Origin of the sequence: Limnochorda sp. LNt, assembly GCF_035593265.1 — a bacterium.
GTDB classification, from domain to species: domain Bacteria; phylum Bacillota; class Limnochordia; order Limnochordales; family Geochordaceae; genus Geochorda; species Geochorda subterranea.
The window spans coordinates 1,012,112-1,027,559 of sequence record NZ_CP141614.1; the positions used below are offsets into that span (position 1 = coordinate 1,012,112).

Here is a 15,448-nt window from a genome sequence, read left to right on the forward strand (position 1 = left end):
ACGGTGCCCCGCTCAAGCAGCGACGCGGCCGGAGACGGGTGCCCACTGCCGCCCCATCCGCTCCCGACCGAACCTCTCGGGGTGCAGGATCTCCGCCAGGGTCTCGAGGCCGTCGACCAGCCGGGGGCCGGGTCGGCTGAAGCAGGCGCCGGCGTCGACGGCGAACAGACGCCCCTCTCGCACGGCCCGGAGCTCGCCCCACCACGCCGGAAGTCCTCCCTCGGCCAGCACCTGCCGGTACTGCCGCAGCGTCTCGTCGAGGTCGTAGCCGCACGGCATCAGCACGATGACGTCGGGATCCGCGGCCCGGACGTCCTCCCACCGCAGGCGTCGGGAGGGCTGGCCCACCTCGCCGAGGCAGTCCTGTCCACCGGCGAGCTCCACCATCTCGGGCACCCAGCGCCCGCCGCACCACGGCGGCGCCAGCCACTCCAGGCAGAAGACCCGCGGGCGAAGAAGACCCCGGGACCGCTCCCGCACGGCCTCGATGCGGGCCTCCAGGCCGCGTCGCACCGCTCGTCCTCGGTCGGGGACGCCCGCGGCCTCGGCCACGCGCTCGATGTCGTCGAGGACGTCCTGCAGGCGCTCGGGGGCGAGCGACAGGGTGCGGGCGGTCGGCGCGGCCTCGGGCAGCACCACCTGACAGGGGTTGGCCACGGCTCTTTGGACCTCGGCGTAGGAGACGGCGCAGACCTGGCACACACCCTGCGTCAAGACCAGGTCGGGCCCCAGGCGCCGCAACGCCTCATGGTCGAGCCGGTACGGCGAGCCCTGCTCGCGTACCACCCGGCTCACCCAGGCGTCGACCTCTTGGGGCGCGAGGTCGGCGGGTATGAGGGAAGCCGTCAGCGCCGGCACCTGCGCCACCTCTGGGGGGAAGTCGCACCCGTGGCTGCGGCCCACCAGCTGGTCCACCAGCCCCAGGGACGCCACGATCTCGGTCGCGCTCGGTACCAGCGAGACGATCCGCACAGCCATCACCTTCCCTCCGACAGGGGGTGGGCTTGAGGGTTCACGCCTCGGTCCGCCGGCTCCTGCAGGCCCGGCGGGGCCCAAAGGGGCAGAGGAGCCGGCACGGCAGGGGAGGGCGGGGCGCCGGCGAACCGAGTCACGCATGGATACGGCCATGGATACGGCCATCGTCGTGGAGCATCTGGTCAAGCGCTACCGGGACGTCGTCGCCGTGGACGGCGTCAGCTTCACCGTCCGGCGCGGCGAGATCTTCGGGCTTCTCGGCCCCAACGGGGCGGGCAAGACCACCACCCTGGAGGTCCTGGAAGGGCTGCGGGCGCCCGACGCAGGGCGCGTCGAGGTGGCCGGCATCGACGTTCGCCGCCATCCACGCCAGGTGAAGGCGCGGATCGGCGTCCAGCTCCAGGACGCGGGGTTCTTCGGCCGGCTGACCGTGCGGGAGACCATCGGCCTGTTCGCCAGCTTCGCCGCCAGGCCCCGGCCGGTGGAAGCCCTGATGGAGGAGCTCAGTCTCCAGGACAAGGCCGGGACTCAGGTGCGACACCTGTCCGGCGGCCAACGCCAGCGCCTCTCCATCGCATGCGCCCTGGTGGGCGACCCCGAGATCGTCTTCCTCGACGAGCCCACCACGGGCCTGGATCCCCAAGCCCGGCGGGCGCTGTGGGATGTGATCTGGGCCATCCGCGCCCAGGGTCGCACGGTCGTGCTCACCACCCACTACATGGAAGAAGCCCAGGCGTTGTGCGACCGGGTCGGCATCATGGACCACGGTCGGCTGCTGGCCCTCGGCACACCCATGGAGCTGATCGAGCGGCTGCTGCCCGAGGCCAGGGTTTACGTGCGACCGATCGACGAGGCCCCGGCGGGAGCCGGTGGCGGGGATGTCGCCCCTCCGATGGTGGACCGCCTGAGGGCCTTGCCGGGCGTCACCCGGGTGGACCAGACCGGCGACGGCCATCTGGTCCTGCTCACGGCGCAACCGGAGTCGCTGCTGCAGCAGTTGGCCGGCGAGGCGCACGAGGGCCGGCTCCGCTACTCCAGCCTCCGCGTCGAACGCGGCACCCTGGAGGACGTGTTCCTGCACCTCACGGGTCGGCGGCTGCGAGACTGAGGGCCGCGCGTGCCCGCCCCGGCATGGGAGGGACGAGGGGAGTTGCGAGGCTTTCTGGCCGTGGCAGCCATGAGCTTCCGCATATGGTGGCGCGACCGCGGCTCGGTCTTCTGGGGTGTCGTGTTCCCGCTGCTGTTGATGGGGCTCATCGGCAGCGTCTTCGGGCGTGCCGACTCGCTACAGCTGACCGTGACGGTGGAGGGCCCCGCCCCCGATGGGCCTCCCGGCCCCGCGGCAGGCGTGGCGCGGGGCCTGCAGGAGGCGATGCGTACCATCCCGCCCGTCCGGCTCGTCGACGAACCGCTCGACCGGGCGCTGGAGCAGCTTCGCCGCGGCAATCGCACCCTGGTGATCGAGGTGCTGCCCGAGGCCCCGCCGGGGCAGGTGGCGCGGGTGGTGGCCTACATCGATCGCTCCCGCCTGCAGACCGGTGAGGCCGCACTGGCCGTCTTGCGGGACGTGCTGGCACGCATCGAGCGCAGCATGACGGGCGTCCCCGAGTTGCTGGCCCTCGAGACCCGGGCGGTCAGCGGGGAGGCCTTCTCGATGTTCGACTTCCTGCTGCCCGGCGTGATGGCCATGAGCATCATGCAGACGGGGCTCATGGGCGTCACCTGGACCATCGCCGAGTACCGGGACCAGCGCATCCTCAAGCGCGTGCTGGCCACGCCCTTCCATCCCATGGCGTTCTTGCTCGGGCTCCTCGTCCGCTTCACGCTGGTGACGCTGCTGCAGGCCGTGATCATCCTGGCCGTGGGCGTGCTGGTCTTCAAGGCGAAGGTGGTGGGCAGCCTCGCGACGCTGGTGGGGCTGTCGGCCCTGGGCGCCGGCGTCTTCCTGACCATGGGGTTCAGTATCTCGACGCTGGCGCCCAGCGCGGAGTCGGCCAGCATGATCGGCAGCGTGATCAACTTCCCCATGATGTTCTTGTCGGGCACCTTCTGGCCCAAGGAGATCATCCCCGACGCCATGCAGCCCGTGGTTCGGGCGCTACCGCTCACGCCCCTGGTGGACAGCATGCGGGCGGTGGCGGTCGAGGGCGCGGGGTTGGGGCCCTACGCGGGCGGGCTCCTGTACCTGACGGCCTGGGGCCTCGTGGCCCTGGCCGTCGCGGCCTGGCGTTTCCGGTGGGAGTAGGGGGAGGCCTGGGTGAGCAGGAGGCCCGCCCGGTCAGCGCAGCGCGGGCGGCCTCGCGCCATCGGGATGATGAAGCCACGGCGCCATCCAGGCCCGCACGGCATCGAGCTCCTCCGGCGCCAGACCGTGGCCGGCCTCCTGCCAGCGCACGGTGAGCTGAGCTTCCCCGCGCCGCAGCCACTCGGCCAGCGCTTCGACCGCCTCGGCCGGGGCCAGCGGATCCCTGCGCCCGGCGGCGATGAAGACGGGTTTACCGGCCAGGCCCGGCGCCATATCCGGCTTGAGCGGCAGCACGGGCCGCAGCAGCACGGCTCCGGCCAGCGCGTCAGGGTGAAGGAGCAGCACGGCGGCGGCGATGTTGGCCCCATTGGAGTACCCCACGGCCCATACCCGTGAGGGATCCAAGCCGTAGCGGGACGCCGCCGCGGCCACGAAGCGCTCCAGCTCCCCGGCCCGCAACCGCACGTCCTCCACGTCGAAGACGCCCGGGGCGAGACGCCGGAAGAAGCGGGCGTTGCCGCCCTCCAGCACCTTGCCACGGGGGGCCAGCAGGTGGGCGGCGGGTGCCAGCTGCCGACCCAGGGGCACCAGGTCGTGCTCGGTGCCGCCGGTGCCGTGCAGGAGCAAGAGGGTCGCCGGGCCCCGGCCTGGCTCGTAGACGTGCACGAACCCGAACCCCTCGGCCACGGACATCAAGTCCTCCCTACGCCCCAGCGGAGCGTCACGGGCGGCAGCGCCGCCTCGATCCGGGCCCGGTGCGGCTCCAGCCAGGGCGGCAGCACCAGACGCTCGCCCAGGCGGTCCAACTCCTCGTCGACGGCGAACCCGGGACCGTCGGTGGCGAGCTCGTAGATGACCCCGCCCGGCTCCTGGAAGTAGACGGACTTGAACCAGAACCGGTCGATGACCGGGGTGGGCCGACACCCTGCCACCTCGACTCGGGTGCGTACCTGGCGCTGCTCGGCGTCGTCACGGACTCGCCAGGCGACATGGTGGATGACGCCGGGTCCCCACGAGCCGGGCGGCGCGCCGGGCACCTCCCGGATGTCCAGGTAACAGCCCGAGCCGCCCCCCTCGACGCCGAAGCGATGCCAGCCGTCCTCTTGGCCCTGCGCCTCGAAGCCCAGCACCTCGGTCAACAACCGGGCGCTCGGGGCCAGCCTGCGTTGCCACAATCGCACCGAGTGCAGCCCTCGCACCTGGTAGGCGGCGGGCACCGGACCGGTGGCCCACGGCGTGAAGGGCCGCTGGAGGGCCCCTTCGCTCTCCACCAGCGCCACGCTGATGCCGTCGGGATCTTCGAAGGGCAGGGCGCTCTCGCCGAAGCGCCACTCGACCGGGCCGGGGCGGACCCCATGGGCGAGCAGGCGCTCGTGCCAGTGAGCCAGGCTGCCCGGCGGCACGGCCAGCGCCACTTCGACGATCTGGCCGGCACCTTTCCTGCCCCGGTCGGCGTGGGGCCACGGGAAGAAGGTAAGATCGGTGCCGGGGTGGCCCTCCGCGTCGGCGTAGAAGAAGTGGTAGGTGCCGGGGGCGTCCTGGTTGACGCTCCGCTTCACGAGCCGCATGCCGAGCACGCCGGCGTAGAACTCCAGGTTGGTTTGCGGGTCGCCGGCGATGGCGGTCACGTGGTGGATGCCGTGAACCATGCGGTCCAACCAGCCCTTCACGAGAAATGGGCTCGTCACAGTGTAGCGAAGCGGCCACCCGGCGGGATGCTTCGGTCGGAGGAGGCGGTAAGGAGTTGGGGGGAGCGGGACGCCTGCACGGCAAGGTCGCCGTGGTGACGGGAGCGGCCCGGGGCATCGGCAGGGCCGTGGCCCTGCGCTTCGCCGAGGAGGGCGCCCGAGCCGTGGTGGTGCTGGATGTGCGCCAGGAAGAGGGCCACGAGACCGTCCGGATGGTGGACGAGATAGGGCAGGGCACGACCACCCGAGGGCTCTTCATGGCGGTGGACGTGAGCCGTCCCGAGCAGGTCGAGGCGGCAGCCCGGCGGGTCGAGGCAGAGCTGGGGCGATGTGACGTGCTGGTCAACGACGCAGGGATCAGTGGCCGCCCCATCGGTGACGGGCCGGTGCATCGCTGCACGCTGGAGGCCTGGGAGCGGGTCATCGCCGTCAATTTGACGGGCGTCTTCTTGTGCAGCAAGTACTTCGTGCCGTTGATGATGAGAGGCGGCGGAGCCGTCGTCAACGTGGCCTCCGACGAGGCTCTCGTCGGCGCACCGCCGCCGACGGACACCCACGCCTACTCGGCCAGCAAGGGCGGGGTGGTGGCCCTGACCAGGGCCATGGCGGTCAGCTTCGCGCCGCATCGGATCCGGGTCAACGCCGTGGCCCCGGGATGGGTGGCCACCCCTATGACGGCCGACCTGCTGTCGGACCCGACGGAGGCCGCCCGGGTGTCGGCGGCGTGCCCCATGGGTCGGGTGGCCGCACCGGAGGAGATAGCCGCCGCCGTGCTCTTCCTGGCCTCGGATGACGCCTCTTTCGTCACCGGTGCCGTCTTGCCGGTCGAGGGCGGTTCGACTGCGTGGTGAGCGCCGGGCCGGCGGCGGCCATCCGGCCTGCCACGGCCCGGCCCGCTAGGGGCTGTGCGGGATGACGCAGATGAAGCGCAGGACGCCGTCACCCGTGTTGCGCATGCGGTGCGGCTTGTCGGGTGGCACGTAGATGACCGTGCCCGGCCCGATGGGCTGCTCTCCGTGCTCGTCGCCGGCCATGCCCTGGCCTTCCAGCACGTACATCTCCTGTTCGTACCAGTGATGGTGCAGCGGGATCTCGCCACCCGGCTCCACCTCGAAGACCCGCATGGCATATCGCGGCGCACCGTTGGCCTTGCCGATCACCCAGCGCAGCCGGACGCCCTTGCCGGCCGGTGCCTGCTCCATGGGCACCGTCGACTCGTGGAAGACCTGGATCTCCTCGGGCATATGGCTCAGGCCCCCTCGCCCGGGCGGAGCGGCATGAGGCCGCCCCGCTTCCTCGTCGCAGCCTGGGGTTCGTGGGCTCCTTGCGGCCTCCTGCTGTGCGGCGCGCCCATCGCCCCGCGGCACTCGACCCGCGTCGCCGGCGTAGGCTGGCTCAGGTCGCGAGCACCTGGAGAAACGAGCGGAAGAGAGCGGCACCGGCACATGGGTGTCACGGTTGGCCCGTCGGGCGACTTCGGAGAATACCGCCGGCTGCTGGCGAGCCTGACCCTCTACGAGAGGCTGGTAGGTCGGCGCCCCGGATCCGTGCTGCAGCTCGGCTGCGGCGCGTGCCGAGGCATCGACGTCCTGCGGGGCATGGGGTTGGATGCCGCTGGCGCGGAGAGCCTGCCCGAGTTGCTCGAGGGCGCCCTGGAGGAGCACCCCTACGTGGTGCGGGCCATCCGCCACCGGGTGCCACTCGCCCCCGCATCCTACGACCTCGTCGTCTCCTTCGGCTACCTGCGACGGTACGGATGCCACGAGATGGGGCCGGTCGTGCGCGAGCACCTACGGCTGGCCCGGCACCTGGCCGTCATGCAGCTCCCGGACACGGGAGCCTGGGCCTCGCCTAGCGATGGTGGTGGCAGCCGCCCCCGGTGCGTCCGCCCGGTCGAGTGGTGGACGTCACTGGCGCGGTGGGTGGGCGCCCAATCGGCCTTCGAAGAGGACGGGTGGCTGATCGCCATGCCGGGCGAGGCGGGGCGGCCTCCCCGGCGACGACGGGCCGGCGGCGACCCTGCGGTCTCCATCGTCATCCCGTGCTACAACCTGGGGGCCTACCTGGCCGAGACCCTCGAGTCGGTACACCGGCAGACCCGCGACGACTGGGAGGCCATCGTGGTCAACGACGGCAGTACCGACGACACCGCGGCCCGGGTGGAGGAGGCCTTGCGACGGCACGGGGATGACCGGTTGCGGTACGTGGAGCAGCCCAATCGGGGGTTACCGGCTGCCCGCAACGCGGGCATCCAGAGCGCCCGCGGCCGGTACATCCTGCCGCTGGACGCGGACGACCTGCTGGATCCGGCGTTCCTGGAGGAGACCGTCGAGGTGCTGGAGGCCTTCCCCGAGTTGGGCATCGTCTACACGCACCTGCAGGCCTTCGGCAGCGAGAGCTGGCAAGCCGCCTGCCCGCCGTGGCATCCCTGCCGGCTGCTGGACCAAAACCGCCTCCCTTATGCGAGCCTGTACCGGCGGGAGGTGTGGGAGAGCGTGGGCGGCTACGACCCTGCCATGCGGGAGGGGTACGAGGACTGGGAGTTCTGGGTGGCGGCCGCGGAGGCGGGATGGCGGGCGACATGCGTCCCCAGGGCGCTCTTCTTCTACCGCCGAAGGCCGGGCTCCATGCTCAGCCACTCCATGAGGCACCACACGCGGCTCCACGACCGCATCCGGTCCAAGCACCACCGGCTGGCCGAGCGCTGCCGGCAGGCGGGCCGTCCTGCCGCCGGCAGGTGAGGTCGCCCGCAAGAAGGGGCCGCCGGGGCGGACACGAGTCCACCCCGGCGGCGATGGAAGCAGGCCTGCGTCTCCTGCCAGGCCCCGTCAGAGCTCTGGGACTGGAGCCATGGTCGGCAACGGCGTCGGCGTGGGGCAGAGGAGCACCGTCTGCGGCGGCGGCGTGGGCGGACACGCCGGCTGGGCCTGCGTGCAGACCCGAGGGACGCACAGCTCCGCGGGCACGCAGATCTTGAGTGGCGCCTTGGACTCGAACTGCAAGCAGATGGCCTGCTCGCAGCAGACGGTCAGGCCGTCCTCTGAGACCTGGCACGGCCCGCACTCGCCGGTGACCTCGACCTGCTTCGTGGTCCCAGGAGGCGCGAACAGGCTGGTCGTGTGGAACGACGTGGCGGTGGCGGTGAAGGTGCAGACCACGAGGCCGTTTTCTCGGATGGTGATCTCCTTCACCTTGTCGACGCGCGCCGTGACCGTGTGGATGTCGCCGGGGCCCGGCGTCTGGCTCACGATGGTGGCCGTGAGACTCAAGATGCGGCACTCTGCCGTCGCCGTGGCGGCCACCGGCGGGTTGCACTGCGTCGGGATGGTGAAGCAGTCGGTCTCGGTGATGGGCAGGACGCACCAGTCGAAGACCTTCAGGGCCAGAATACAGACCTGCTCCTTCGAATTGTTGGCCATGGACAGTCTTCCCCCTCATTCGCCTGGTATCGAGCCAACAGCGATGGCAGGGTATGCCGAGGGGAAGGCCGCCTGCAGATACTGAAGGACCAAACGATCCCCAATGAGGGCCGCGGTCCCCTGGCCTTACAATCCCCACCGACTCGGGGCTCAGGGGGCACCTCCCTCCGACCCGATACAGTCGAGCGGTGGCTGTCCCTGGTGCGGTGGGTGCAGGCGCCCAATCGCCTCGCGACTCGGAGGAGGTGAGCTCGCCTACGAAAACAGGCGCCGGGGCGAGTCTGCCCCGGCGGGGAGGGAGAAGCCTGCCCGTATCTTCCGCAGGGTTCCGTCTGGGACTCGAGGAGGGGGGCGAGCTCGGGTTCGGCGACGGCGTGGGACAGAGGAGTAGCGGTGTATGACGAGCGGGAGGCGGGTTGCAGATACCGGAGAACCAGTAATCCCCTAGTGAGCGCTGCGGTCCTACGGCCTTACAATTACCCCCAGCAATAGCACAGTCTGGGGGGATGAGCGTTGCCTAACAAGTCCGGGGTCGCCTTCCTGTTGCTCGCGGCTTGCCTCGCCGTCGCAGCTGCCTCTCCGTTGCTCCTGCCCACCGACACCGCACAGGCGGCCAGCTCCAGCTCCAGCTACGTTTGGGAGTTTTACAAGAAGTACCTGCCCGACGGCTCGTGGAGCATCGGCGGGCAGCCCAAGTCGCCTGCTCCCACCCCCCCGGCGCAGCCGCCCGTGACGCCTCCGGCCCCACCTGCGCCGCAGCCACCCGCCCCGCCATCCAAGCCGCCGGCCGCGCCGGCCACCGACGTCCAGCGCCTGCTGGAGCTCCTCAATGCCGAACGCCAGCGCCGGGGGGCGGGGCCGCTGGAGCTGGATCCCACGCTCAGCCAGATGGCAGCCGCCAAGGCCAGCTACATGGCGGCCAACGGGTACGGCAGCCACTACGTCCCCGGCTACACCTACCCCCACCTGACCGAGAACCTGACGGGGGCCTCCAACGTCGAGCTGGCTCACTACCTCTTCCTGGCCAGTCCGTCGCATGCCAAGGCCATGCTGAATCCGCGGTTTACGGAGGTCGGGATCGGGGTGGTGCCCGCCGGCGGCGGGGTGCTGGTCATCGAGCTCTTCAGGTAGACAAGCCTTCGGACCCAGGGGGACCTGCAGCGGGAAGGGGCCATGGTGGGGGCCCCTTCCTGTTTTGCTGGTCATACGCTGTAGCGCCGGTTGTCTCCCGAGGAGGGAACATGCCATGGGCTGCAACTGCGACCGACCCCCGGGGTCCCTGACGTCGACCCAGACCGCCGTAGCGGATGGGGCTGCCCGGGAGCCAGACGAGTCGCCTCCGGCCGCCGGGCCGGCGAATGCGCCGGAGCGGCGGCCGGGGGCGCTGGAGGGACGGCCGGAACTCCCTACGTCGGTCCGGGCCGTCCAGTTTCCGGACCGCAACGTGGACGGTCTCTACCCGGACCGCCTGATCGAGCGCGTGTGGCGCGCTTCTCAGCCCGTCGGCCCAGGGATCGGATGGCCCGGAGCGAAGTCCGTGCTGGCTCCGGATCCGGTGGAGGAAACCTCTACTATCCGCCGCGTTGCGGAGCCTGAGCAAGCTCCCGAGCCGCCCGCCGCGGGTGAGGAGCCCGGGGAGCCGAGACGAGGCTCCCTGTCCCGGTTGCTCGGCAGGCTGGCCAGGCAGCCGGCCCGGCCCTCGCGCCTGACCTTGCCCGAGTTTAGCATCATCATCCCTAATAAGGACGAGGGCGAGCGGCTCCTGCAGACGGTCCGCTCCGTGCTGGACAGCCAGGGGCCGTCTTTCGAGGTCATCGTCGTGGATGACCGATCCCGTCGGCCGCCCGACCTGCACGGGCGGTGGCCCAACGTGACGCAGCTCGACGGGCCCGGCCTGGGGGTGGCGCCGGCCCGTAACTTCGGGGCGAGCCGTGCTCGCGGGCGATACCTCGTCTTCATCGACGCTCATGTATGGGTGCCCCCCGACTGGCTTGCCCGCATCGAGAGGGCCTTGCGCGCGGATCCCACCCTGGCCGCCGTGAGCCCCGGCATCGCGGTGGAAGGAGACGTCGGGACCGTAGGGTGGGGGCTGACGTGGGACGAGCGGCTCAGCATCCGCTGGCTCCCTCGGCCCGAGAGCGCCGTCGCCGAGGTGCCCCTGTTGCCCGGCGGCTGCGTCGCCGTGCGCAAGGAGGTCTTCGACTCGAGCGGAGGCTTCAACCGGGGCTTCCGCGGGCACGGATACGACGACCAGGAGTTCTCGCTGCGGCTGTGGCTGCTGGGGCACCGCCTGGCGTGCCTTCGCGACCTGACCGTGGTGCACCACTTCCGCACCGAGTTCCCCTATCCGGTGGAGCCCTGGCATCACTACTACAACCAGCTCCGGATGGCCGTCTCCCACTTCAACGAGGAGCGGATAGGCAAGGTGCTGTCGCTGCTGCGGGACGTCATCGATCCGTCCCTGTTGCTGGCCCGGCTCTTCACCGACGACACCCTGGAGGACCGCAGGCGCTGGCTGGAGGTCCGGGCACACGACGACGACTGGTTCATGAGCCGCTTCGGCATCCCCTTCTAGCCGGTCGAGCCGGCGGGCCGTGCCGGCCCGGCCGCGTCATGCGGTTGACAGGGAAGGAGTGTGGGTTTAACCTTGTTTTAGACACGACTAAAACCGAGGAGGGCGCCCGTGCCTGTGGCCCTGGAAGTCGACAACCTCAGCGTGGCCTATCACCAGCGTCTCGTGCTGCGGGGCGTCTCCTTGCGGTGTCCCTCCGGCGTGGTGATGGGCGTCGTAGGGCCCAACGGAGCGGGCAAGTCCACGCTCTTCAAGGCCATCCTGGGGCTCGTCCCTCCGGCGGCGGGCAGCGTGCGCCTCTTCGGAGAGACCGTCGCCCGGCAGCGCCGGCGGGTTGCCTACGTGCCCCAGCGGGAGCAGGTCGACTGGGACTTCCCGGCCACGGTGAGGGACGTGGTGATGATGGGCCGGGTGCCGCTGTGCGGCTGGCTGCGCCGGCCTTCACCCGTGGACGACGAGCGGGTCGATGCCGCGCTCTTCGAGGTAGGCATGGCCGAGCTGGCGGACCGCCCCATCGGGCAGCTCTCGGGGGGGCAGCAGCAACGGGTCTTCATCGCCCGGGCTCTGGCTCAGGGGGCGGACCTGCTGCTGCTGGACGAGCCCTTCGTGGGGGTGGACGCAGCCACGGAGGCCGTCATCTACCGCATCATGGGGCGCTTGCGGGACCAGGGCAAGACCATCGTGGTGGTCAACCACGACCTGAGTGCCGTGGATCGCTACGACCTGGTCGCCCTCGTCAACGGGCGCCTGGTGGCGCTGGGACCCCCCTCGGAGGTGTTTACCCCCGACAACTTGCGGGCCACCTACGGGGGCCGGCTGGCCATCCTGGACCGCGTCGAGTCCACGTGGCACCCCGCCTCGGGCGCGCACGCTGCCGGGAGACCGGGCGAGGGCCCCCTCGCACCGTAAGGAAGGCGAGGCATGGCGGTGGACTTCGACGTCTTCGTCGAACCCTTGCGCTACCCCTTCATGGTACGGGCCCTGCTGGCCGGCCTCAGCGTCGGCATCGCCGGGGCGGTCATCGGGAGCTTCCTGTTTGTGCGCCGGTGGTCCTTGCTGGGCGACGCCATCTCCCATGCGGTGCTGCCCGGAGTGGCCATCGCCTACCTGCTCTCCTGGCCCTACTTCCTGGGCGCGCTGGCCACGGCTCTGCTGACCGCGGTGGGCATCGGCTTCGTGGAGCGCAACACCCGCATCAAGTCCGACGCCGCCATGGGGATCCTGTTCATCGGCGCGTTTGCAGCGGGGCTGGCCGTGCTCAGCCGGGTCCGCTCCAGCGTCGACGTCTTCCACATCCTCTTCGGCAACGTGCTGGGGGTGTCGCAGGGAGATCTGCTCCTCACCGCGGCCGTCGGTGCCGGCGTCGTGCTGCTGGTGGGCGCGCTCTTCAAGGAGCTTCAGCTGTGGGCCTTCGACCCCCTCACCGCGCAGGTGTCGGGGCTTCCGGTCGGATTCCTGCACTACCTGGTGCTGGTCCTGCTGTCGGCAACCATCGTCTCGGCGCTGAGGGCCGTGGGCATCGTGCTGGCCCTGGCGATGCTGGTGACGCCGCCAGCCACGGCCTACCTGTTGACGCGCCGCTTCTCGGAGATGATCGTCCTCGCCGCGGCCATCGGCGCGCTGTCGTCGGTCGTCGGGCTTTACCTGTCGTTCTACCTCGACCTGGCGTCGGGGCCTGCCATGGTGCTGGTGGCCACCGCGGCGTTCGTGCTGGCGCTCTTGTTCGCGCCGGAGCAGGGGCTGGTGGCCCGCGGGGTGCAGCGGCTGCGGACGGCCCGCCAGGTGGCCGAGGACGACCTGCTCAAGGCCCTGCACGAGCTCTCCGGCCAGGGAGGCCCGGTGAGGCTGGCCGCCCTGCAGGCGGACACCGGCCTCGGGCGCTCGGCGCTGCGGCGGCTGGTGCGCCGGCTACGCAGGGCGGGCCTGGTGGAACTCGGGTCCGGCGACGACGTGCGGCTGCTGGAGCCGGGGGTGCGCAGGGCGAGGGACCTCATCCGCTCCCACCGGCTGTGGGAGCGCTACCTGACCGACGTGGCGGGTATGCCGTGGGAATCGGTGCACGAGGAGGCGCACCGGCTGGAGCACGTGACGCCGCCGGGGCTGGCCGCCGAACTGGCCACCGAGCTGGGCGACCCGGCCCGTGACCCGCACGGTGCTCCCATCCCTACCGCCACGGGAGAGCTGCCGGCCAACGATGACGTGGCCCTGGACGGGCTCGGGGTGGGGCAGGGGGGCCTGGTGATGCGTGTCGAGGACGAAGACCCGGTGCTCCTGCGCCGCCTCAAGGAGGCGGGCATCGTCCCGGGCGCGGTGGTGATCGTGCAGCGCCGGACAGGCCGCGACCTCTACCTGCAGGTGAGCGACGGCGCCGCCGACGGACGACAAGATGGCGCTCCGACCTGCAGGCTCCGGGACGACGAAGCGGCCCGGGTGAGGGTGCGCCCGGCATGAGGCCCTCTCGGAGCCCGCGGGCGGCTGTGAGCCGTCATTTCGCCGGCCTGGTCGCGGTGCTGGTCGTGGCGGCGGGCGGCACGGCGGCCGTGTGGGCTGCCGCCTCGTCGTGGCAGCGAAGCCTGGGGGCCGGCGAGGGGGGAGCGGCTCGCCCGCTGGTGGTGACGAGCATCACCATCATCGCCGACCTGGCCCGGCAGGTGGGCGGCGATCGGATCCGGGTGCACAGCCTGCTGGGGCCCGGGCAGGACCCCCACACCTACCAACCGACGCCACGGGACGCCTTGACCGTCTCCCTTGCCGACCTGGTGTTGATCAACGGGCACGGCCTCGACTACTGGGCAGAGCGGCTGGTACCCGACACGGTGCGGAGCCGGCGGCTCGTCCCGCTGGCCGAGGGCGTCGACGGACCGCTGCTGCCGTGGCCGGGGAGCCACGGGGGCACGGATCCCCACCTTTGGATGGACCCCGCCCTGGTGGCCGGGTACGTGGAGCAGATCCAGGATGCCCTGGTCCGCCTGGACCCCTCCGGCGAGGAAGTCTTCCGCCGCAACGCCGCCGGCTTCGTCGACCGGCTCCAGCGGCTGGACGCCTGGATCGAGGGGCAGATAGCCCTCGTCCCGCCGGAGCGGCGCAAGCTGGTGACCACTCATGACGCGTACCGCTACTTCGGGAGGCGCTATGGCGTCGAGGTGCTGGACACGGTCTGGGGCATCACCACGGAGGAGGAGCCCTCCGCGCACCACCTGGCCCAGCTCTTCCGCAACCTGCGGCAGCATGGGGTGCCGGCCTTCGTCGAGACCACCATCAACCCGCAGATCATGGAGGAGATCGCCGCGCAGGCGGGGGTGGCCATCGGCGGCAAGCTGTACGCCGACGCGCTGGGCCCGTCCGGCAGCGGCGCCGAGACGTACGAGGGCATGATGCGGTACAACGTCCGCGTCATCGTCGACGCCCTTCAGGAGGCGGCACGCTCGCCGGCCAGGTAGACGGTGCGCACGGGCAGCGCGAAGCGGATCCCCTCGGCCTGGAAGCGCCGGTGGATCTCCAGGTTGATGCGCTGCTGGATGTCCATGTAGAGGGTGTAATCGGGCGAGAGCACGTAGTAGACGATCTCGAAGACCAGCCCGTGATCCGCGTAGCGGGCGAAGTGCGCCCGGTCGAAGCGGACGCTCTGCTGCGACTCCACGATCTCCCGCAGCATGGCCGGGATGGCCGCCAGCTTCTCGTAGGGCGTCTCGTAGCTGACGGCGACGGTGAAGGCGATGCGCCGCTGCTCCATGCGCTTGTAGTTGCGGATGCGGCTGTTGAGCAGGTCGGCGTTGGAGAAGACCAGCTGCTCGCCCCAGAGGCTCCGGATGCGGATGGTCTTGAGCCCGATGCGCTCCACGGTGCCGAGGTAGTCGCCGACGACGATGAAGTCGCCCACCACGAACGGCTTGTCCAGGATGATGGAGAGCGCCGCGAAGAGGTCGCCCAGCACGTTTTGCACCGCCAGGGCGACCGCGATGCCGGCGACCCCGAGGCCTGCCACCAGGGCCGTGATGTCGATCCCGACGTTGCGGAGCACCACCAGCAGCACCAGCGTCCACAGGACGAGCCGGGCGGCCAGCGCGACGAGCGACACGACCGACGCGGCCTCGGGGTCCAGCTGCCCTTGCGTGGCGAAGGCCCGTGAGACCCCGTGCTGGATCAACCCGTTGCCCAGCAGCGCCCCCTGCAGGAAAAGGGCGACGACTGCCGCGCCCCGCAACGCCTGTGCCAGGGAGCCCGGCACCTCCAGCGCCAGAGAGGCAGCGTACAGGGCCAGCACGGCGAAGACCAGGCGGTTGGACCGGCGTCCCAGCAGATCGGCAGCCAGGCGCATCCCCGCGCTGTGAGTCGCTTCGGCCTGGGCCGCCAGGCGCCGTTGCCCGATCCGCTTGGCCAGGTCGAGCCCGGCGTAGACCGCGACGAAGATGACGGCGGCCAGAACCCAGCGCCACAGAGTGTTGTGGGTCAGCAGCGATTGCAGGACGTTCGGCAACGCCATCCCCCCCGACGGCTCCGGACGGCCCCGGTCATGGCAGGGCTCGACACGGGCAGTATACCACGGGGC

The 15,448-nt window shown here is 71.1% G+C and carries 15 protein-coding genes; 9 read left to right on the forward strand and 6 right to left on the reverse strand.

Going from position 1 to position 15,448, the window contains the following annotated elements:
* Window positions 1–12: 12 nt before the first annotated feature.
* A complete protein-coding gene (locus tag VLY81_RS04735) occupies window positions 13–978 on the reverse strand; it encodes a cobalamin-binding protein (protein WP_324669876.1) in 966 nt (321 codons plus the stop codon).
* A gap of 148 nt (window positions 979–1,126) precedes the next feature.
* Between VLY81_RS04735 and VLY81_RS04740 the strand changes: the two genes are divergently transcribed.
* Both VLY81_RS04740 and VLY81_RS04745 read left to right on the forward strand, forming a co-directional pair.
* A complete protein-coding gene (locus VLY81_RS04740; protein WP_324669877.1) occupies window positions 1,127–2,083 on the forward strand; it encodes an ABC transporter ATP-binding protein in 957 nt (318 codons plus the stop codon).
* Window positions 2,084–2,125: 42 nt separating this feature from the next.
* Window positions 2,126–3,220, forward strand: coding sequence for an ABC transporter permease (locus VLY81_RS04745; protein WP_324669878.1), 1,095 nt, complete (start codon window positions 2,126–2,128; stop codon window positions 3,218–3,220).
* A gap of 33 nt (window positions 3,221–3,253) precedes the next feature.
* Here VLY81_RS04745 and VLY81_RS04750 read toward each other — a convergent pair whose 3' ends face one another.
* Window positions 3,254–3,913 (reverse strand): alpha/beta hydrolase, encoded by a 660-nt coding sequence (locus VLY81_RS04750; RefSeq protein ID WP_324669879.1) that lies wholly within the window; start codon window positions 3,911–3,913, stop codon window positions 3,254–3,256.
* Window positions 3,913–4,869 (reverse strand): ring-cleaving dioxygenase, encoded by a 957-nt coding sequence (locus VLY81_RS04755; RefSeq protein WP_405001331.1) that lies wholly within the window; start codon window positions 4,867–4,869, stop codon window positions 3,913–3,915. The genes VLY81_RS04750 and VLY81_RS04755 overlap by 1 nt, the downstream gene beginning before the upstream one ends.
* Before the next feature lie 95 nt (window positions 4,870–4,964).
* Here VLY81_RS04755 and VLY81_RS04760 point away from each other — a divergent pair, with 95 nt between their 5' ends.
* Window positions 4,965–5,759, forward strand: a complete 795-nt coding sequence (locus tag VLY81_RS04760) for an SDR family NAD(P)-dependent oxidoreductase (RefSeq protein WP_324669881.1) — start codon at window positions 4,965–4,967, stop codon at window positions 5,757–5,759.
* A 45-nt stretch (window positions 5,760–5,804) separates the two neighbouring features.
* Here the strand turns inward: VLY81_RS04760 and VLY81_RS04765 are convergent, their stop codons facing one another.
* Window positions 5,805–6,152, reverse strand: a complete 348-nt coding sequence (locus VLY81_RS04765; RefSeq protein ID WP_324669882.1) for a cupin domain-containing protein — start codon at window positions 6,150–6,152, stop codon at window positions 5,805–5,807.
* 201 nt (window positions 6,153–6,353) lie between these two features.
* Here VLY81_RS04765 and VLY81_RS04770 point away from each other — a divergent pair, with 201 nt between their 5' ends.
* Window positions 6,354–7,649: a glycosyltransferase family A protein gene (locus VLY81_RS04770; RefSeq protein ID WP_324669883.1), complete on the forward strand. Its 1,296-nt coding sequence runs from the start codon at window positions 6,354–6,356 to the stop codon at window positions 7,647–7,649.
* An 87-nt stretch (window positions 7,650–7,736) separates the two neighbouring features.
* On the opposite strand, the gene VLY81_RS04775 is transcribed toward VLY81_RS04770, so the two are convergent.
* Window positions 7,737–8,327, reverse strand: coding sequence for a hypothetical protein (locus VLY81_RS04775; RefSeq protein WP_324669884.1), 591 nt, complete (start codon window positions 8,325–8,327; stop codon window positions 7,737–7,739).
* A gap of 513 nt (window positions 8,328–8,840) precedes the next feature.
* Here VLY81_RS04775 and VLY81_RS04780 point away from each other — a divergent pair.
* The 5 genes from VLY81_RS04780 to VLY81_RS04800 all read left to right on the forward strand — a co-directional run bounded on the left by VLY81_RS04780 (window position 8,841) and on the right by VLY81_RS04800 (window position 14,339).
* Entirely contained in the window at window positions 8,841–9,458 is a 618-nt protein-coding gene (locus VLY81_RS04780; RefSeq protein WP_324669885.1) for a CAP domain-containing protein, read from the forward strand.
* 580 nt (window positions 9,459–10,038) lie between these two features.
* Entirely contained in the window at window positions 10,039–10,902 is an 864-nt protein-coding gene (locus tag VLY81_RS04785) for a glycosyltransferase family 2 protein (protein ID WP_324669886.1), read from the forward strand.
* A 108-nt stretch (window positions 10,903–11,010) separates the two neighbouring features.
* Entirely contained in the window at window positions 11,011–11,808 is a 798-nt protein-coding gene (locus tag VLY81_RS04790) for a metal ABC transporter ATP-binding protein (RefSeq protein WP_324669887.1), read from the forward strand.
* Window positions 11,809–11,820: 12 nt separating this feature from the next.
* On the forward strand, window positions 11,821–13,350 hold the full coding sequence (locus VLY81_RS04795) for a metal ABC transporter permease (protein ID WP_324669888.1): 1,530 nt from the start codon (window positions 11,821–11,823) through the stop codon (window positions 13,348–13,350).
* A gap of 26 nt (window positions 13,351–13,376) precedes the next feature.
* Window positions 13,377–14,339 carry a metal ABC transporter solute-binding protein, Zn/Mn family gene (locus VLY81_RS04800; RefSeq protein WP_324669889.1) on the forward strand — a complete coding sequence of 321 codons (963 nt, stop codon included), beginning with the start codon at window positions 13,377–13,379 and terminating at the stop codon, window positions 14,337–14,339.
* Here the strand turns inward: VLY81_RS04800 and VLY81_RS04805 are convergent.
* A complete protein-coding gene (locus VLY81_RS04805; protein ID WP_324669890.1) occupies window positions 14,309–15,382 on the reverse strand; it encodes a mechanosensitive ion channel family protein in 1,074 nt (357 codons plus the stop codon). The genes VLY81_RS04800 and VLY81_RS04805 overlap by 31 nt on opposite strands.
* Between the last annotated feature and the right edge of the window lie 66 nt (window positions 15,383–15,448).